Raw genomic sequence first — 18,934 nt, 5'->3', positions numbered from 1 at the left:
GGGTATCTGTTAAAAAACTATCGCCCGGTTACAGCTATTTAAGCATAACCGGGCGGCAGTAAATAGTATCTTTTATAACAAATTATTGCTTGCCCGGTTCAGGAGCCGTTGGTTCTTTTTTTGCCTCATGTTTTACCGGTGTAGTGGTTTGTTTAAAATGAGGATCGTAGGTATTTCTTAAGTTTTTATAAGAATTACCATCAATTAAGAAAGCCGCAATAAACCATATAAACAGCAATAAAGGCACAATAATGGTCATGATAAAGTTCCTGATCTCATCACCCAGGTGCATAAAGATGGAAACGATATAATAAGCCTTAGCTAAGGTGAGGATACAAACGGCACCTTTGAACATTAATATCAGCAGGTGGTTAGCCTCGTGGCCCATAGCATACAGCAATAAACCAATACCCAGCTCTATTATCGTAATAACAGATAATAAAATGGTTGTTTTTCTTACACGCTTTTTGAATTCAGCATCATCCGCGTGATGATGTGGCTCCACCACTTCGGGATAAGCTGCCGAAGAAGAAATAGCTTTCGTTGGATCGTAATGACTAGACATATCTTTAATAAGTTCTGATTTTTGTTGTTAAATAAGGTAGAAAGCCAGGAACACGAATACCCAAACCAGGTCTACAAAGTGCCAGTACAAACCTGCTTTTTCAATCATCAGGTAATGGCCCCTGTTTTCAAACACATTCTTTTGGGTCATGATCAGCATCACGATATTAATTACCACACCCGAGAATACGTGGAAGCCGTGGAAGCCGGTGATACCATAGAAGAAACCACCAAATGCAACCGGGCCAGGCGTGCCCACTTTCAGCTCATGCTGAGAAATTGTAGCAATTAAACTTTCTTTAGACTGTGTAGCTAATTGCGATACGGGTACAGAATGGTCTACCTGGTAAGCCAGCTTGGCTAAGATACCGGTATCTGTATTTTTAAGCGCTTCACCAATTAAAGCAGGATCGGCCGCAGCACCCCAGGGGTTTACCTTGGTAGTCTGACCTAATAACTGAATCTGGCCATTCACTAAAGTAGCATGCTCGGCAGTGATCATATGCCACCACTCCCAGGCCTGGCAGCTCAGGAACATTAAGCCACCCAGGATGGTCCATAATAACCATTTTGTTACACCCGCTTTATCACCTTTATGACCGGCATGTACTGCCAGTACCATGGTTACCGAACTGATGATGAGGATAAAGGTCATTACACTCACAAACGCCAAAGGTAAATTGGCATGACCTGCAAACGGGAATGCATTAAATACATGGTTCGGGTCGGGCCAAAAGTTTTGGCTGAAACGGATGGTACCATAAGAAATAAGGAATGCCCCGAATGTGAAAGCATCACTCATTAAAAAATACCACATCATCACTTTTCCGTACTCGATGTTGAACGGGCTTTTACCGCCGCTCCACCATTTAGTCTTATGCGCTGTAGCTGTTGTTGCCATATAAACCTACCCTCTCCGGGACTTTTTTTAAGTACCGGCTTTCGCCAATACTTAATCGTTATTAAAAACTATAATTTTATTTTCCTTCATTAGCCAATCAGCACATCAGCAAATTAGCTAATAATCAATTATCCGATCAGTAAAAAGAACACTAACAGGTATATCCACAGTATATCTACAAAATGCCAGTAACTGCTCATTACCTCTACCGGTACACTGCTATACGATTTTACCTTGCCCCATAAAGAGCGGCAAACCATAATGATCAGCGCTACCATGCCGCCCATTACGTGCAGGCCATGTAAACCAAAGATCACATATAAGAACTGGCCGGCTCCTGATGAACCTTTAAACCTTACCTGCTGCTCGTTCCATAATTCAATAAATCCGAATGTTTGCAACGCAATAAAGGCAATGCCTAAAATAAGTGTTACTACCATCAGGCTGCGATAACGTTGCATGCTTCTTTGTTTAAAAGCACGTAAAGCCATCTGTATGGTAATGCTGCTGGTAACAATCACTGCCGTAGATACCCAAAAGATCTTTGGAAAATCTATCGTACGCCAGCCTTCCAGGTTACTTTTAATGATAAACGCACTGGTGAGCCCCGCAAACATCATTAACATACTGGCAATGGCCACCCACAAGGTAAACTTGTGCGGATGCATTTTACGGCCTTCACCCAACCTGTTATTCGTTTTATCAATATTCAACTGTCCTACCATTTCAATTTGTTTTACCTCACATTTTCAAATTACCTCATTATCTAATTCGCTAATTTGTTATACTTTACTTAACAGCAACGCCAGCAATACCACCGGTAAATAAATATAACTGCCAAACATTACGCCTCTTGCCGATTTTATATCCATTTTCTGGTATAAGCTAACACTACGGAACACCATAAATATATTAGCCAATATAACCAGCACCAATCCTATCATTCCCTTTATCGTTTCAAACTCACAGATATCCAGAAAATAGGGCGCCACAGTAGCCGGCAACAGCAACAAAGAGTACACAATGGTTTGTAAAGCGGTAAACTTTGTTGGTCCTTTATCACTGGGCAATAACTTAAAGCCTGCCGTTGAGTAATCATTGTGCGCTATCCAGGCAATGGCCCAAAAATGGGGGAACTGCCAGAAAAACTGCACCAGGAATAACACAATACCACCGGTCCAAAGAATTTCCTCACCCGGGGCAAAGCCAGCAACCCAGCCAATTAAACAGGGTAGGCCTCCGGGAACCGCACCCACCAGCACTGCAATAGAGTTTACTTTTTTTAACGGCGTGTAAATGAACGCGTATAAAAACAAGCTGAACAATGCTACAAATGCGGCGGTCCAGTTAAACCAGTAACCCAGGATAAAAACACCTAATGCGCCGCACAAAATAGCAAATCCCCAACCCTCCTGCGGGCTCATTCGCCCCGAAGCAATGGGTCTTACCGCTGTACGTTTCATTAAAGCGTCGGTATCCTTTTCTACCACCTGGTTAATGGTGTTGGCACTGCCTGTAACCAATAACCCACCTATAAAGAGCAATAGTATCCGAACTACATCAAAATCAATCCCAGGCACCAGCAGGTAACTGATCACACTGCTGAATACCACCATTATGCTTAACGAAAGTTTTACCAACAATAAATAGTCCTTCAATTTCTTCATCTTCCAAAGACTTTCGTTTTATATAAATGACCGTTTTACCGATCACTCATGTTCCTTTCCTTTCTCTGTTGAATGACGTCCCTTGTCATTCATCTCCGCAACCCAATTAGTGGCTGCTTTCTTTATCACTTACAGGCTCGGTTTGGGGAATAAAGTCCCTTCCGTCCTTGCTGTAATCATAAGCCCAGCGGTGTACCTCAGGAATTTCACCATCCCAGTTACCGTGTCCGGGGTTGATAGGTGTGGTCCATTCCAGGGTTGTCGCTTTCCATGGGTTTAAGGTAGTTACTTTACGACCCTTGAAAATAGAGTAGAAGAAGTTAAACACAAACATCAGCTGTACCGCAAATACAATGATCGTTACAATAGTGATCATGGCATCCAGGTCGTGGAACTGGCTGAAGTTCACCCACTGGCTTTTATCAAGATAACGACGTGGCATACCTGCCAGACCCTGGTAGTGAATTGGCCAGAAAATAAGGTAAGCACCTACGATAGTTACCCAGAAGTGTACATACGCTAAAGTGTTATTCATATAACGCCCGTACATTTTCGGGAACCAGTGATAGATACCGGCAAACATACCGAACATAGAGGCCACACCCATTACAATGTGGAAGTGGGCTACCACGAACATGGTATCGTGCAGGTGAATATCGATAGTAGAGTTTCCTAAGAAAATACCTGTTAAACCACCAGAGATGAATAAGCTTACAAAACCAATGGCAAATAACATAGCAGGAGTGAACCTGATGCTGCCTCGCCATAAAGTGGTTAACCAGTTAAATACCTTGATGGCCGACGGCACCGCAATTAACAGGGTTAACAGTACGAATACCGAGCCCAGGAACGGGTTTAAGCCGGTTACAAACATATGGTGCGCCCAAACCAGGAAGGCCAGTATACAGATGGCGAACATGGAACCCAGCATGGCCATATAACCGAAGATAGGCTTACGCGAGTTGATGGATAATATTTCCGACACCATACCCATGGCCGGTAACAGAATGATATATACTTCGGGGTGACCCAGGAACCAGAATAAGTGCTGGTAAAGAATGGCACTACCACCTTCGTTTGGTAAAGCCTCACCCGCAATGAAGATATCGCTTAAGTAGAAGCTGGTACCTAAAGTACGGTCAAAAATAAGCAGTACCGCACCCGATAATAATACAGGGAAGGATAATACACCTAATACCGCGGTAAAGAATAACGCCCAAACGGTTAATGGCAAACGGGTCATGGCCATACCTTTTGTACGCATATTTAAAATGGTAGAAATATAGTTCAGACCGGCCAGTAACTGCGATACAATGAACAGGGCCATACCAATGATCCACATATCCATACCGGCTTTAGAACCGATAGATGCCTGACCCAGGGCGCTTAACGGAGGATAGGATGTCCACCCGCCCGATGCCGGACCTGTTTGTATAAAGAGTGAGGCCAACATCACAATACTGGCAGCAAAGAAGAACCAGTAAGATAACATATTCATTAAAGGAGAGGCCATATCACGGGCACCTACCTGAAGCGGAATGAGTAAGTTGGCAAACGTACCACTAAGACCTGCAGTTAATACAAAGAACACCAGCACCGTACCGTGCATGGTTACCAGTGCATAGTAAAAGTCGGGTTTAATTTTACCACCCTCGGCCCAGTGACCGAAGAATGTTTCTAAAATAGGGAAACTCTGATCAGGAAAACCTAACTGTAAACGGAATAATACCGAAAACAGGCCACCGATGAATGCCCAAACGATACCAGTAATTAAAAACTGTTTGGCAATCATTTTATGGTCCTGACTGAATACATACTTGGTCAGGAAAGTTTCCTTGTGGTGGTGATGCCCATGGTCGCCGTCATGGTGCGTATCAAAACCAACTGCCGAATGTTCAATATGTGCTGCGTGACTCATAGTAATATTTTTGTGGCACTGCCTGTGCCTTGCTCATACAAATTAGTGTTTCAACTGTGCAATTACGGTGTCTTTAGCAATCGGGGCTACAGGAACGGTGCTGGCCGCAGCTGTAGAATCGGCTACACGTTTAGCTTCCATAGCCAATTTGTATTGTGGCTTTTTAGAAGCGATCCACTGGTCAAACGCCTCCTGTGTTTCCACAACAATAGTGCCTCTCATGTTGGTATGACCCGATCCGCACATCTGGTCGCAGGATATTTCATACACAAAATCGGGGTTGCCGGTTTCTTTTTTCATTTCGGCAGTCGTTTTGGTAGGGGTAAACCACATGGTAGTTGGTGTGCCCGGTACAGCGTCCATTTTCATACGGAAATGTGCCAGACCTACGTCGTGTATCACGTCTTTTGCGTTAATAACTAATTTAACCGGTTTATTTACCACCAGGTGTAAAGGCTCATCCTGGCCGTTAATATAAATATCGTCCTGGCCCAGTTGGTCTTCCCAAACCTGTCCTAAAGGATTTAAGGCACTGGGGTCAATTTTTTTGTAGTATTTCTGACCTAATTCTTTATCCGGTCCGGGGTAACGGTATTCCCATTTAAACTGGCTGCCTACTACTTCCACCACCATGGCTTCTTTTGGAGCCGGGCCGGTGATACGGTACCAGTAAACAATACCAAAAGTAACCAGAACGGTAAGTATGATAGCGGGAACCGCTGTCCAGATAAGCTCTAATTTATTAGAGTGCGGGAAGAAGTAAGCTTTCCTGTTTTCTTTTTCCTGGTATTTAAAACAATACCAAAACAACAAGATCTGTGTCAGGAAAAATACAGCACCGGTAGCGATCAGGGTGTACTTCATCATCTGGTCTACCAACAGACCATGGTCAGAAGCGGCGCTGCCGAATTTCAGTATTTTCCCTTCCAGTTTCACATTGCAATAGTACACACCAAACATGCCCACGATAAGGAATACCAATAGCAAAAATGCATTGATCTTGTTGGTTTGCTTACGAGACTTCTCTTCACCTCGGATTACTGCAACATATTCACTCGCCTTGGCTATCTGAAACGTTATCAGGAAGCCAAGCACTAAAATTGCAATGATAAAAAACGTTGTCGTCATAATAGTATTAAAATTCCAAAAAGAAAAAATCAGTTATTGTTATGCTGCCTGCCTGCCCATTAGCGAACGGAACCCTGAACGGAGCGTCGCAACCAGCCTCCCCTCCGGGGCCGGGGGCATAGCATTACTGCAGCCGACTTCAAAAAGATCTACATAAGTATTACCACCAACGGTTAAGTATGGTGAATAACACTTTCTTTGATGAACGGGTGGTTCTTCGGTATTAAAGCGTGTTTGCTTAATACCCTGCCGGTAACAAACATGATGATACCAACAAAACCAAGGGCAACACCAAAATCATATAAGATCATAGGTACCTTGTCCGGCGATATGGCCGGGAATACCATCTGGTAAAAATCCAACCAGTGACCAAATATGATAAGCACCGCTACTACCGCAATAATGGTATAGTTACGTTTAGAATCGCGACTCATTAATATTAACAGCGGTGCAATAAAGTTGATGATGAACATGAACCAGAAGATACCACTGTACAATCCTGTAGCACGGGGCTTGAAGTAAATGGTTTCCTCAGGAATATTCGCATACCAGATCAGCATGAACTGGGAATACCATAAATAAGTCCAGAAGATAGAGAAGGCGAACATGAATTTACCCAGGTCATGTAAGTGCTCTGTATTCGTCAGTTCTAAATAACCTTTGTTTTTCAGGTAAATAACAAACAAAGCGATCAGGGCCATACCGGCAACAAATGTACTGGCGAAAGTGTACCAGCTGTACATGGTACTGTACCAGTGTGCATCTATACTCATTAACCATAACCAGGGAATTGATGACATGATGGTTAAAGAGAATACGATGATGTAGATCGCAGCCCAAACCGTGTTTTTCCACATGTATTTTTTACCCGCTTCAACAGAAGGTAAAGGGTTGTTATCCAGCTGACGGGACATGGCTCTCAGTTTGTAACCCAATACTGACCACAGCACCACTGTTAAAATAGTAACTGTAGCAAAAAAGCCTTTATTTAAAAATCCTTTTTTATGATTTAAAACAGGATCGTCATGCACATGATGAGTATCGGTCCAGTGATAAATAGTATGGTTATCGCCAAAAGCAATTGCTAATAAGATAATAGCAGCCAATACACCAATAATAGGCACACAGGCAGAGATAGCTTCAGTAACCCTGCGGAAAGAGATCTGCCATCCGCCCCATGCCAGTGTAGTGGCACAGATAAAGAACATGCTGGCATTTACTACCAATAAAAAGTAAACGCTGTTTTGCAGTAAGCTTGCCCAAAACCTGGCATCCTGCTTTGGCTTATCAGCCTCGGCAATACCACTGCCATGGGTTGAAAAGTATAAAGCAACGATAGCAATAAGTCCCACAACCATTAGCGCAAGAGCAATGGTATTGAATCTTTTTGTGGGCGTAAATTGTTCCTTAAATGATGACATCACTGTTCTTTTATAATTTCTTCAAATAAATTTCGATCGTCTCTGTTCTTATGGTTTTGCAGCGGTAGTATCTGCAGCCGCTGTTGCTCCTGCAGCAGGTGCCGCTGCCTTTTTAGCCTGCTTCGATTTAATATACGCTACAACTTCCCAGCGTTGTTTGGTGTTCAGTTGTGAAGCATAGCTACCCATTTGTCCTTTACCATAGGTAATGGAATGGAACATGGTGCCCTCTGTCATGGCCTCATATTTTGCATCGTTCACCAGGGTAGCAGGTTTAGCCGTATAAGGGCCTTCGCCACCATTGAATAAAGGACCATTACCATCTAACTTAGCGCCATGGCAAATACCACAGTTCACCAGGTATAAACGCTCTGCTTCCTTTAAATCGATACTGTCAATGTTCAGCGGGTTTTTTACAAAAGCCGACTGTGCATAACCGGCAGAATCGTGTTTTAACAGGTAAGGGAATGCATCGCCACGGGCAATAGCGCCGTTAACAGGGCGGTGATTATAGGAAGCGCCCGATGCTTTTAATCTCTCATCGCTGGGTGCATAAGTTTCGTAAGCAACACTGTACGACATGTCGGGCATATAAGCACGACCTGGTTTGTCGCTGCTACCACAACTTACAACGGTTACCGCTACCGCAACAGTGCAAAAAGTTATGACGAATAGTTTTTTCATTCTCTTATATATATTCTTCAAAAAAATCAGTTCTTGTTTCTGAATGGCAGTAATTAAACTGCTTCCACTTTTTTACCAAACCTGGTTGTATCCTGGTCATAACGACCGATCCACCAGCCGGTTTCCCTGTTCTCTACCGTTACTTCTGATGAACCGATGCTTTTCAGGAATGCCACCGCTTCCTCTTCATTGGTTTTGCTGGTGCACTCAATGGCCATTACAAATGTATCATCGGTGCTGCGCGGGTTAAAGTGATCCTTCTTTACAAAAGGAGCCAGCTGACATAACCAGCAAAAAGTAAGTACCATGCCCACCGCGGCAAATAATACCGTTAACTCAAACGTAATAGGTATCCAAGCCGGTAAAGAAAAAAATGGTTTACCACCAAAATTGATCTGCCAGTCTACCGTTAAAGCCCAGGTAATAAAGCTAACTGCAGTAGTAGTACCGGTAATACCGTAAATAAAACCGGCAACGTGTAAGCTGGTATCTTTTAAGCCCATTTCCTTATCCAGTCCGTGGATGGGAAAAGGAGTGTACACATCGTGCAGCTTATACCCGGCTTTACGTACTTTTTTAACGGCGGGAAATAAAACCTGCTCGTCGTAAAAAGTGCCTACTATAAATTTTTTAACGCCCATAATTTTTATTTATGAAGTGCCGGCCGTTCAGGCCTTCACCAATTCTTCAATAATTTGTTATCAAACAGCTTTTTGCTTAGTGATGATGTAACTCATCATGTGCAAATTTCTCCAACGGTTTCTCTTCCACCTTAACCATCTCTTCCTTATAGTTATCACCATTTTTCTTCAGGATATGTTTGATCTCTGCAATGGCAATTACCGGGAAGTATTTAGAGAACAGGAAGTAACAGGTAAAGAATAAACCAAAGGTTCCCATGTAAAATCCTATCTCCCAGATGGTCGGTGTATAATAAGTACTCCAGGAGCTTGGCAGGTAATCACGGTAAATAGAGGTTACGATAATTACAAAACGTTCGAACCACATACCAATATTAACCAGGATACTCATAAAGAAGGTAAGCAATAAGTTGCGGCGTAATTTTTTGCTCCAGAATACCTGTGGCGATAATACGTTACAACCCATCATTAACCAGTAGCTCCATCCGTAAGGGCTGCTCAGGCTTAAACGGTTTTCTTTAAAAGCAAACCATTCATAATCCACCGCACTGTACCAGGCCATGAACAGCTCGGTCAGGTAGGCAATACCTACAATGGAGCCGGTCAGTACAATTACCTTGTTCATTACCTCAATGTGCTCAATGGTAATATAATCCTGTAAGCCTAATACTTTACGGGTAATTAATAACAGTGTCTGTACCATTGCGAAACCAGAGAATACCGCACCCGCTACGAAGTAGGGAGGGAAGATGGTAGTATGCCATCCGGGTACAACCGAGGTAGCAAAGTCAAATGATACGATAGTGTGTACCGAAAGTACCAGTGGTGTACTTAAACCTGCCAGTACCAGTGATAAGGCTTCATGACGCTGCCAGTGTTTGGTACTACCTGTCCAGCCAAATGCTGCCAGGCCATAAAACATCTTGCGCCATTTTACTTTAGCACGGTCACGCAGGGTAGCCAGGTCAGGTAATAAACCCGAGTACCAGAACAATAACGATACAGTGAAATACGTAGAGATCGCGAATACGTCCCACAGTAACGGTGAGTTAAAGTTAACCCATAAAGGACCGCGGGTATTGGGGTAAGGCAATACGAAAAACGCATTCCACACACGACCCATGTGCCAGATAGGGAACTGGCCCGCACACATTACCGCAAATATGGTCATCGCCTCAGCCGCACGGTTTACACCGGTACGCCAGCCCTGGCGGAAAAGTAATAAGATAGCCGAGATAAGTGTACCGGCGTGACCGATACCTACCCACCATACGAAGTTGGTAATATCCCAACCCCATCCAATGGTCTTATTCAGGTTCCACTGGCCGGTACCATACACTACGTCCATGTAAATGGATACCACACCAAAACCCAATAAGCCCAAAGAAATAATAAATCCTATCCACCAAAGTTTTGACGGCTTTGTTTCCACCGGGCGACAAATATCCTCTGTCACCTGATGATAATCCTTATTGCCATCCACAATCGGTGGTCTTACCTGCGATTCGTATCTGAGTAAAGACATAATTATTTATAAAAAAATCTAATAATCAAATTTCTATAAGCAAACCAGCACTGGTTTAAACTTTTTTTATTTTTTGTTGTTCTTCATTTTTATACGGGCTGCATTACTACTATCACCGCCTGTTGTGTCACTCACTGCACCGTCCGGTAATTCTTATCGGCATCCTGTAAGTTCCCTCTATCATCCAGGGGCAACTATAGCCACGCTTTTATAAAAACAATCAACAAAAACAAAGAACTATTTATTTACCACTAATAGTGGCAGCATTACTGCTGCAACTATTAATGATGTTCTGCCGCTGCAGGTTGTGTAGCTGGTAACGTTTCTTTTCCGTGTTCGTTACCATGACCATCACCATGTCCCTCGCCGCCTTTGGCCGGGCCATGTCCTTTGCGGGGTATAATTTCATCCGTATTCCTGATCTTAGCCAGGTAGCTAACATTAGGCATTACGTGAATTTGCTCTAATACATAGAAAGTACGCAGCGGGTTGTTCTTACGCTCAATGCTGATAGCACTTTCGGGGTCGTGTACATTACCAAATACCATGGCATCGGCCGCACAGGCGCTGGTACAAGCCAGTTTCAGGTGTTTGTCTTTCAATGGTGTACCTTCTTTTTTAGCATCTAATTTAGCTGCCTGTAAACGTTGTACACAGAAAGAACATTTTTCGATCACACCTCTTGAACGTACGGTAACATCAGGGTTTAACACCATGCGGGTTAAATCGTCGTTCATGTGGAACACAGCTGGGTCTAATTTACCTACCACGGTCTGGTCCTGGTTATTGGCAAAGCTGTCGGCACCAGTGTAGTCAGACCAGTTAAAGCGACGCACTTTGTAAGGACAGTTGTTAGCGCAATAACGTGTACCGATACAACGGTTATAAGTCATTTGGTTCAGGCCTTCGGCGCTATGGTTGGTTGCAGCCACCGGACATACGTTCTCACATGGAGCGTTATCGCAATGCTGACACATCATAGGCTGGAAAACCACCCCTTTTAATTCGTTCGGATCTTTCTCGTCAGAAACATAATAACGGTCAATACGTAACCAGTGCATATCGTGGTAACGCAGTACCTCGCTTTTACCTACAACCGGTACGTTGTTCTCGGCATGACAGGCAATTACACAGGCGCCGCAACCAAAGCAGGCGTTCATGTCAATGCTCATACCCCATTTAATACCGGGCTGGTCATGTTTGCCATAAGGAGAGCCTTCTTTGGCATAATCCTCACGGGTGGCACCTTCCTTACCGCTGTACGTATCGTATAAATGCTGCTGGTAATCTTTGATCTCTGTTTTATCGTTGATAAAGCTGGCTAAAGATGTTTCACGCACTACATCCACACGGTCTTCGTAGGTGTTGTGTATCTGTGTCTGGGCCAGTTTAAATTTGCTGCCGGTATTCTCTACATCCGCATCAGCAGCGTACAGGTCAACGCTGGTACCGTTAAAAGAGGTCAGGTGATAAACGTCCACACCTACTTTCTTGGTCTTATTCGCGTTATCCACGTAAGTGCTTCCCAGGGTTTCTGTACGGCCATAACCTAATGCAACCGCAATGGTATTGGCATCCATACCCGGTACTACTATACTGGGCAACTCCACTTCTTTACCGGCCACTTTTACCTTAATAACAGGCTTTTGCGGGTAATATTCGTAATCGTTGCTCTTATAGTTGATCTTTAATTCATCGGCAGTAGAAACCGATATCATGGCATAGTTGTCCCAGGTGATCTTCGTGATCGGGTCAGGTAACTCCTGTAACCATGGGTTGGCAGGGTGCGAACCCGAGCCCATTGCATTGCTCTGGTAAACTACTACCTCTTTTTTAGCAGAGATAGGTTTGGCGCTGATAGCGCTTACCGCAGTACCAACACTGCCACCGCTGTACGACCCTGCACTGGCAGCCGTAGCGCCGCTGGTCCATACACCGTTTTGTAAGGCGGTGTTGTAAGTATCTAAGCCGCCTAATTTATTGATCCAGAAATTGCGGAAATACTCTTCAAATAATTCTGTTTTACCAGCCCAGCGTAACAGGCTTTCTGTCCATTGGCGGGTTTTAAACAGCGGGTAAATAGTAGGCTGTACAAAACCGATGCTGCCGGCAGTAGCTTCACCATCGCCCCAGCTTTCCAGGTAGTGATGGGTAGGTACTAAATAATTGCACAATACCGAAGTCTCATCCAGTTTCTCGTTAAAGGAGATACGTACTTTGGCTTTTTCAAAAGCAGCTTTTACTTTCTCCCTGTCATGCCAGGTATAATATGGGTTAACGCCCTGTACTAATAAAGTACCTACGCTTCCGCTTTGTAATTCATTCAGTAAATCGGCAAAGTCTTTATCAATACCCTGGCGGTAATTTACCGGGGCCGACCAGTCAATGGTAGTACCATAAGCACCGATCGCGTTGTTGATGGCATTTACGATCAATTGTACATTTACATCGTTGCTGCCGGCAACTACTAAACTTTGTCCTTTATTCGCCAACAGGTCTTTTGCTACTTTAGCAACACCTGCTTTTAATTTTTCACTCTTCAGTGCGGGAGCACTAATACCTTCCACACCTACAGCCGCTGCCAGGGCTAATACAACTGCACCGGTTTCAGACGGGCGGTGGTTAAACCTTTCGTCAGCATTAGCGCCGGTCATGCTCAGGAAGCTTTCAAACTGGTAGTGTTTGCTCATTTCAGGCTTGGCCTCGTTGATCTTCCTGTTCAGGGCATAACCATGCTGGTATTCAACAGGGCTTAACCAGGTACCTAAAAAGTCAGCGCCGATGCTTACTACCACTTTTTTTGCATTCTCAAAACGGTAAGCCGGGATGGCTCTGCGTCCGAAGCTTGCTTCATTGGCCAGTAACATACCGGTATAAGATACGGCATCGTACTGTACATGTTTAAAATTGGGGTAGGCTGCTTTAAAATCAGCAATGGCCTGTAAGGCAGAAGGAGAGTTAACCGTGCTGGTTAATAATACTACCGAACCGCCTGCAGCTTTAATAGCCGCTATTACTTCCTGGTCTAACGCTTCAAAAGTGGGGATCTCTTTCAGTTCGTTACCCGCTCTTTGTTTAGGGTGGGTGATCCTGTTTTTATCATACAGGTCCAGGATAGAAGCCTGGATACGTGCCGTTGTGCAGCCTTTTACAAAAGACAGGTCATTGCCTTCAATTAAAATAGGGCGGCCGTCACGTACACGAGCCAATACAGGCACCACATCACCATCCTGGATATAGGTGGTAGCGTAGTACTTTGCTTCGCCGGGAACAATATTTTCAGGCTTGCTGGCAAAAGGCACTGCTTTACGTACCGGGATCTTACAACTGGCTGCCAATGTAGCGGCGGCAGTACTAAAACCCAGGTATTTTAAAAAGTCACGACGGGGCGCTTTGGCATCTAAAATACCTTTGCCCTCATCTTCAAACGGAAGCTCTTCACGGAACTCATCAGCGTTTCGTGTTTTAAAGTTTTCCGGATCGTTAACCTCTGCAAAACTTTGCCAGTATTTGTTTTGGCTCATTTATTCTTAATTTGAAAAATTAATCAATTTGAAAATTTCACCTCTTTTCACGTAGCAACACCCGTTGGGTCACTCTATTAATAGTGACATTTCTGACATTCCAGGCCACCGATATCTTTTACAGTTACGCTATCCATTTTACCGGATTTAATATCGTTGTGGAATTTCTCGTAAATGCTATAGAACTGGTTACCGGTACTGTCAGAGTAGTTAAAGTTAACCTTGGTTTGACGGTGACAGTTCACACACCAGCCCATGCTTAACTCTGATACCTGTTTTACCACATCCATCTCGTTTATCTCACCATGACAGGTCTGGCACTGTACATTACCTACACGTACGTGCTGGCTATGGTTAAAGTAAACGTGGTCAGGCATATTGTGGATCTTCACCCATTCAATCGGTTTTGCTTTGGAAGGATCCCATGCATCAGGATTTTTAGGATCAAAGCCGGCATACTCGTACAGTTTGGCGATCTCGGCCGTACCGTTTACTTTATTGCCGTTTTTGTCAAACAGCTCAGGTCCTTTTTCGTAAGACTGGATTGTTTTATGACAGTTCATACACACGTTAACCGAAGGAATAGCGGCTGTTTTACTTTCCCAGGCATTGCCATGGCAATACAGACAGCTGATCTGGTTGATACCGGCGTGTACTTTATGTGAGTAGAAAATAGGTTGTTCGGGTTCATAGCCGTGCTGGCGGTTCAGGCCAATCATTCCTTTGGTTACAAAGAAGCCGCCTAAAATAAACATGAATACCGCAAAAATGGCGATGTAAACTTTATTACGATAGAAAGGTGAAGGCTCAGGACGTTCAATGCCTTCGGTATCGTCAGATAATTTTTTCAGGTTGCTGTTAACATACATTAATATAAAGGCAATTAAAGCCAGTATTAATGAGATGACACCAAAGATCACAGCGTTCTGGTTACCATTACCAGATCCACCGCCGGTTTCACCGTTTTGAGCAACTTTTGGTACTTCTTTAAACTTTTCATCTACATAGGTCAGAATAGCATCAATATCCGCATCCGTTAAAGTAGGAAACAGGTCCATGGCTGTAGTAGAGATTTTTGAAACCTCTACGGCCTTAGGATAACCGGATTTAATTAAAGCTGCATTGTCCCTGATCCACTCGTGTAGTTTCCCCTGGTCTTCCCAGCGATCCTGCACACCACCCAGGGCAGGGCCGGTGCTGTTACTTTTCATATCAGGTGCGTGACAGGTAGCACACTTGGACATAAATAATGCCTTACCATCCTGGGCATTAACATTCGCTATGGAAAACACTAAAAAAGTGAAAAAAACCAGCGCTATTCGTTGAATTATTGGCTTACTCGGAGTCATATTCGCATTTGATCAAAAAATGTGGATAAAAAGCTCTAATTGGGTGCAAAAATAAGCCTAGAAGTTAACAAAAGAACAACATTTTTAAATTTTTTTAAACCCGCTACTGTATTGCTTTTCAGCGTATTTAGCAGTAAAAAATACCATGCCCTAAAATAGTTTGTCATAAAAAAGTCACTCGTTTTTCAAGTGGGAACAACTCCGCACAGCCGACAATCCGGTGACAATTACAGTCCGCAAAAAGCAATCGATATATATTCTGTAATGATGATCCAATGACCGAAACCTTTGCCGCCTGACAAATGTTTTGTCATTTAAATAAGTAAACAAGGAAATTTGGTTTGCCTCCGCACCACTTCGTATAGTATATATATGATAGTTTTGCGCAACCTTCTTTTAAGACCCTTAATATAAATTCTTCAGCATGTTGGACCGCCTGCAGCAAAAATGGAAAGTTACCGGATGGCAAGTACTACTCATTCTGTGCACTTTTGCCATTGGCGGCAGCCTGAGCGGCCTGATTGGTAAAACGGTGATGGGCTGGATGAATATTGAACATCGGTTTTTCTGGGTAATTGTCTATGTTTTGGTGGTAACCCTGGTCTGGCCTTTCTGCGTACTGGCCGTAAGTATTCTTTTTGGCCAATTTGGCTTTTTTACTAAATATTTGAAGAAAATGGGGCAAAGAATGGCCGGAAAAGGTAAAAAACAGGTAAAAATCGCAGTTTTTGCCAGCGGGGCCGGTAGCAATGCGGATAAAATTATGGCTCATTTTGCCCACCATCCGCAAATAAAAGTGGTTTTGCTGGGTTGTAATAAACCCGGAGCCGGTGCTTTTGCTGTAGCAGAGAAACATGGTGTGGAAAGTTTCACTATTGAAAAGGAACAATTCTTCCGCGGCGACAGTTTTTTACCTTTTTTACGCGAAAAAGGGGTAGAATTCGTGGTTTTAGCCGGTTTTTTATGGAAAATACCCGAAAACCTGATTAAAGCCTATCCCAACCGTATCATCAATATACACCCGGCTTTACTACCAAAATACGGCGGTAAGGGTATGTATGGAAATTTTGTGCATACCGCAGTTATTGCGGCCGGCGAAGCCGAAAGTGGTATTACCATTCATTATGTGGATGAGCAGTATGATCATGGCGCTCATATTTTCCAGGCCATCTGCCCGGTGTTACCCGGTGATAGCCCCGAAAGCCTGGCAAAACGTATTCACAGGCTGGAACATGAACATTTTGCAAAAGTGATTGAGGCGGAGGTGAAAAAGCTGTTGTAGTTTTTGCAGATTTTGATATCTCCCTGTTTATGGATCGCCAAAGGCGATAGCATAAGTATTTCGAAACTACAAGTTTCGAATAGCCGGTTTAATTAAATACAGAAGCATGACCCCTATTGAATCTATACAGGCGGCCAAAGAAAAGATCATCCGTCAACTCTATGCCGACCTGGAAGCAACGCCTGAATCCGAACGCTTTTTTAATGCCGGTAATATCCGGGATTGTGAAAAGGACCTGGACCATTATATCCACCTGCTCTCAAAAGCACATGAAAGTAAAAACTTACAAAAGGAGATCAGTAAACATATAAAATGGATATTTCAATCCCTGGCTACTTTTAAATCGGGGGATGAGTCGCCTGAATTTCTCTGGGGTTTTATTTATAACGGTTATACAAAAGAACTGACCGATTTTATCCTGCAGGCAGCTTTCACCTTTGGTCTGGAAAAAGGAAAATTAAAGACAATCAAATCCAACATCTTTCACCTCACCCATCACCCGCATTCTTTTGATACTTTCAGCATCTATATCGGCTCTACACCCAACAGCGGTGTTGTATTGCAGCTTAACCGCCGGACCGGTTGTTTTGAGTACAATGAAAATCCCCATGGGGATAGTTACGGGCTGCCGGTGTTTAACCTGAAAAGTCATGATGATTGTGAAGCGCTTTCTTTTGAGGTTTTGACAGCAGGGGCTTATAAAACGTTTTTACTGAAAGCACAGCGGCCGGTGGACCGGGTTTTATTTAAAGCTATCCTGCAGTTACATCAAAGTGAAGTCCTTAAACCACAACCCAGGCCCGACTATTGCAAAATAGAGCTGGAGTTAGAAAAAGGTGTTCTCACCAACCTGAGCACCTTGCATTACGACAGCGATAACCATATCATTAATATGTTCACTGAAGGCACGGGCATCAAAGCTTTTGTAAAAGAGCTGGACGCTACCGGCGCTTTCCAGAACAGCAATAATGCTGCACCACACCCTGCCATTGTTAGCGAAAAGTTTGTGCTTGTATATGCAGTGCCTAAGTGGAAGTATTATGAAATTGATAGTTTAACTATACACGAAGATATTGTTACCATTACTACCAAAACCAAACAGTTTGAGTATGAAGCCGAAGGTGTTTTTAATGTGGTTTCTTCGGATATTACCAGCAAAACGCTGGTGTATGAGTTAAAGAGCTATCCGTTTATGATAACATTGCTGAATGAATTGCTGCCTTCAAGGGAGATGTTTAAGTCGAGGTTTGAGTAATTTTATTACCCTCTTTGTGCACTCGGGATAAGTATAAGCTGGCACGCGTCTCCCTGCGGGAGACGCGTGCCAGCCAGACTACAAATTTCGAATAGAGGAATGCCCACCTGCGTCAAAACAACTTGTCATTGAAAACATCTTATAAAATTATCGCTCTACTTTTATATTATCTATTACCCATTTTTCAAAAAGCTTATAAAAATGCGTTGTTAGATCTAATATGATAGCAATATATTTATTATAACGCTCAATGTTCTCCCAACTATTAGTTATTAAAAACCCTCCGTTCTCGTCTTCATATATTACGGGCTCATCTGTTTTTTGCGCAATCAAGTTTTCTGACTTTTCTTTTGAATAATCAGAAAGGTCTTTATTAAAAAAAAGAAAGCTATCCTGAGCCGTTAATATAAGCCTGAATATATCGACACGCATATTTGTATCATAGTCGTTTATTCCGTTGTTTAATATAATACGTGGAAACTTATAGAAACAAAGTTCGCGATGTGCTTTAGGCATTTCTGTAAAGGTTGACAGTTTTATTATTACACCTCCTTCCAGTGTCTTTTCGTAAAGAAATGCTTTTTTCTTATTCTTTTTATACCCTCCCAGTCTATCTATTATCAAGGAGTCAAAAACATCCCAGCAATCAACTTTTGTCCAATGGTATGTAGGGGGAAAAGCTTCTACAGCTTGTTGATAAGTGTTAAACTCCTTCTGTTTAAAAAACTCATATCGGGGAAAAGGACCCGTTTGTAATAACGGCAACGAATCCAAGTCTTCCCTGTTACCAAATGGTCTTCCAAAACTACGTAATTTTTCAAAATCACTTAAGCGAACCCCTGTATCTGGTTCAAAATGTGTACAATTTAAAAAATCAAGAATACTTTTTCCGTTGGCAAACAAGAGCGTGTTAATCACAGTGGTAGTCTCCTGGTCTTTCTGAAGCTCTCCAATTATGTATTTTTTATATTCATTTCTATTAAAAAAACTCACTCTTTGCATAAAATACGTTTAAGTAATTATCGGCTTCTTAACATCCCGGTTAGGAATTAATACGGTAATGAGATCTTTTAAA

Annotated in this window: 15 protein-coding genes; 2 read left to right on the top strand and 13 right to left on the bottom strand. The window is 43.0% G+C overall.

Annotation, left to right across the window (positions count from 1 at the left end; all coding sequences use genetic code 11):
- Nucleotides 1–82: 82 nt before the first annotated feature.
- From ACFS6H_RS04860 to ACFS6H_RS04805, 12 genes are all read right to left on the bottom strand, one after another.
- Nucleotides 83–565 (bottom strand): cytochrome C oxidase subunit IV family protein, encoded by a 483-nt coding sequence (locus ACFS6H_RS04860; RefSeq protein ID WP_386095818.1) that lies wholly within the window; start codon nt 563–565, stop codon nt 83–85.
- A gap of 27 nt (nt 566–592) precedes the next feature.
- A complete protein-coding gene (locus ACFS6H_RS04855) occupies nt 593–1,465 on the bottom strand; it encodes a cytochrome c oxidase subunit 3 (RefSeq protein WP_386095816.1) in 873 nt (290 codons plus the stop codon).
- 128 nt (nt 1,466–1,593) lie between these two features.
- Nucleotides 1,594–2,190 carry a cytochrome c oxidase subunit 3 gene (locus ACFS6H_RS04850; RefSeq protein WP_386095814.1) on the bottom strand — a complete coding sequence of 199 codons (597 nt, stop codon included), beginning with the start codon at nt 2,188–2,190 and terminating at the stop codon, nt 1,594–1,596.
- Nucleotides 2,191–2,247: 57 nt separating this feature from the next.
- The gene (gene cyoE, locus ACFS6H_RS04845; RefSeq protein WP_386095812.1) at nt 2,248–3,132 is read right to left on the bottom strand and encodes a heme o synthase; all 885 of its coding nucleotides are present in this window, start codon (nt 3,130–3,132) and stop codon (nt 2,248–2,250) included.
- A gap of 106 nt (nt 3,133–3,238) precedes the next feature.
- A complete protein-coding gene (locus ACFS6H_RS04840; RefSeq protein WP_386095810.1) occupies nt 3,239–5,050 on the bottom strand; it encodes a cytochrome c oxidase subunit I in 1,812 nt (603 codons plus the stop codon).
- Between the two features lie 42 nt (nt 5,051–5,092).
- Nucleotides 5,093–6,178, bottom strand: a complete 1,086-nt coding sequence (locus tag ACFS6H_RS04835; RefSeq protein WP_386095808.1) for a cytochrome c oxidase subunit II — start codon at nt 6,176–6,178, stop codon at nt 5,093–5,095.
- Between the two features lie 173 nt (nt 6,179–6,351).
- Nucleotides 6,352–7,599 (bottom strand): quinol:cytochrome C oxidoreductase, encoded by a 1,248-nt coding sequence (locus ACFS6H_RS04830; protein ID WP_386095806.1) that lies wholly within the window; start codon nt 7,597–7,599, stop codon nt 6,352–6,354.
- 48 nt (nt 7,600–7,647) lie between these two features.
- Complete coding sequence (locus tag ACFS6H_RS04825) at nt 7,648–8,283, bottom strand: c-type cytochrome (protein ID WP_386095804.1); 636 nt, start codon at nt 8,281–8,283, stop codon at nt 7,648–7,650.
- Nucleotides 8,284–8,336: 53 nt separating this feature from the next.
- Nucleotides 8,337–8,924, bottom strand: coding sequence for a DUF3341 domain-containing protein (locus ACFS6H_RS04820; RefSeq protein WP_386095802.1), 588 nt, complete (start codon nt 8,922–8,924; stop codon nt 8,337–8,339).
- A gap of 76 nt (nt 8,925–9,000) precedes the next feature.
- Nucleotides 9,001–10,449: an NrfD/PsrC family molybdoenzyme membrane anchor subunit gene (gene nrfD, locus ACFS6H_RS04815; RefSeq protein ID WP_386095800.1), complete on the bottom strand. Its 1,449-nt coding sequence runs from the start codon at nt 10,447–10,449 to the stop codon at nt 9,001–9,003.
- Between the two features lie 281 nt (nt 10,450–10,730).
- The gene (locus tag ACFS6H_RS04810; RefSeq protein WP_386095798.1) at nt 10,731–13,973 is read right to left on the bottom strand and encodes a TAT-variant-translocated molybdopterin oxidoreductase; all 3,243 of its coding nucleotides are present in this window, start codon (nt 13,971–13,973) and stop codon (nt 10,731–10,733) included.
- A 77-nt stretch (nt 13,974–14,050) separates the two neighbouring features.
- Complete coding sequence (locus ACFS6H_RS04805) at nt 14,051–15,184, bottom strand: cytochrome C (RefSeq protein WP_386095796.1); 1,134 nt, start codon at nt 15,182–15,184, stop codon at nt 14,051–14,053.
- Nucleotides 15,185–15,746: 562 nt separating this feature from the next.
- Here ACFS6H_RS04805 and ACFS6H_RS04800 point away from each other — a divergent pair.
- Together ACFS6H_RS04800 and ACFS6H_RS04795 are read left to right on the top strand one after the other, a co-directional pair.
- Complete coding sequence (locus ACFS6H_RS04800) at nt 15,747–16,604, top strand: phosphoribosylglycinamide formyltransferase (RefSeq protein WP_386095793.1); 858 nt, start codon at nt 15,747–15,749, stop codon at nt 16,602–16,604.
- 106 nt (nt 16,605–16,710) lie between these two features.
- Nucleotides 16,711–17,859: a hypothetical protein gene (locus tag ACFS6H_RS04795; protein WP_386095790.1), complete on the top strand. Its 1,149-nt coding sequence runs from the start codon at nt 16,711–16,713 to the stop codon at nt 17,857–17,859.
- Nucleotides 17,860–18,006: 147 nt separating this feature from the next.
- Here the strand turns inward: ACFS6H_RS04795 and ACFS6H_RS04790 are convergent, their stop codons facing one another.
- Nucleotides 18,007–18,861: a hypothetical protein gene (locus ACFS6H_RS04790; protein ID WP_386095787.1), complete on the bottom strand. Its 855-nt coding sequence runs from the start codon at nt 18,859–18,861 to the stop codon at nt 18,007–18,009.
- Nucleotides 18,862–18,934 lie beyond the last annotated feature (73 nt).

Origin of the sequence: Terrimonas rubra (assembly GCF_042686025.1) — a bacterium.
Classification (GTDB): Bacteria; Bacteroidota; Bacteroidia; order Chitinophagales; family Chitinophagaceae; genus Terrimonas; species Terrimonas rubra.
This window is presented reverse-complemented; position numbering and strand designations above follow the sequence as displayed.

Coding starts and splice junctions, on each gene's coding strand:
- ACFS6H_RS04860 (WP_386095818.1), bottom strand. CDS start 565: ATGTCTAGTCATTACGATCCAACGAAAGCTATTTCTTCTTCGGCAGCT.
- ACFS6H_RS04855 (WP_386095816.1), bottom strand. CDS start 1,465: ATGGCAACAACAGCTACAGCGCATAAGACTAAATGGTGGAGCGGCGGT.
- ACFS6H_RS04850 (WP_386095814.1), bottom strand. CDS start 2,190: ATGGTAGGACAGTTGAATATTGATAAAACGAATAACAGGTTGGGTGAA.
- cyoE (WP_386095812.1), bottom strand. CDS start 3,132: ATGAAGAAATTGAAGGACTATTTATTGTTGGTAAAACTTTCGTTAAGC.
- ACFS6H_RS04840 (WP_386095810.1), bottom strand. CDS start 5,050: ATGAGTCACGCAGCACATATTGAACATTCGGCAGTTGGTTTTGATACG.
- ACFS6H_RS04835 (WP_386095808.1), bottom strand. CDS start 6,178: ATGACGACAACGTTTTTTATCATTGCAATTTTAGTGCTTGGCTTCCTG.
- ACFS6H_RS04830 (WP_386095806.1), bottom strand. CDS start 7,599: ATGTCATCATTTAAGGAACAATTTACGCCCACAAAAAGATTCAATACC.
- ACFS6H_RS04825 (WP_386095804.1), bottom strand. CDS start 8,283: ATGAAAAAACTATTCGTCATAACTTTTTGCACTGTTGCGGTAGCGGTA.
- ACFS6H_RS04820 (WP_386095802.1), bottom strand. CDS start 8,924: ATGGGCGTTAAAAAATTTATAGTAGGCACTTTTTACGACGAGCAGGTT.
- nrfD (WP_386095800.1), bottom strand. CDS start 10,449: ATGTCTTTACTCAGATACGAATCGCAGGTAAGACCACCGATTGTGGAT.
- ACFS6H_RS04810 (WP_386095798.1), bottom strand. CDS start 13,973: ATGAGCCAAAACAAATACTGGCAAAGTTTTGCAGAGGTTAACGATCCG.
- ACFS6H_RS04805 (WP_386095796.1), bottom strand. CDS start 15,184: ATGAAAAGTAACAGCACCGGCCCTGCCCTGGGTGGTGTGCAGGATCGC.
- ACFS6H_RS04800 (WP_386095793.1), top strand. CDS start 15,747: ATGTTGGACCGCCTGCAGCAAAAATGGAAAGTTACCGGATGGCAAGTA.
- ACFS6H_RS04795 (WP_386095790.1), top strand. CDS start 16,711: ATGACCCCTATTGAATCTATACAGGCGGCCAAAGAAAAGATCATCCGT.
- ACFS6H_RS04790 (WP_386095787.1), bottom strand. CDS start 18,861: ATGCAAAGAGTGAGTTTTTTTAATAGAAATGAATATAAAAAATACATA.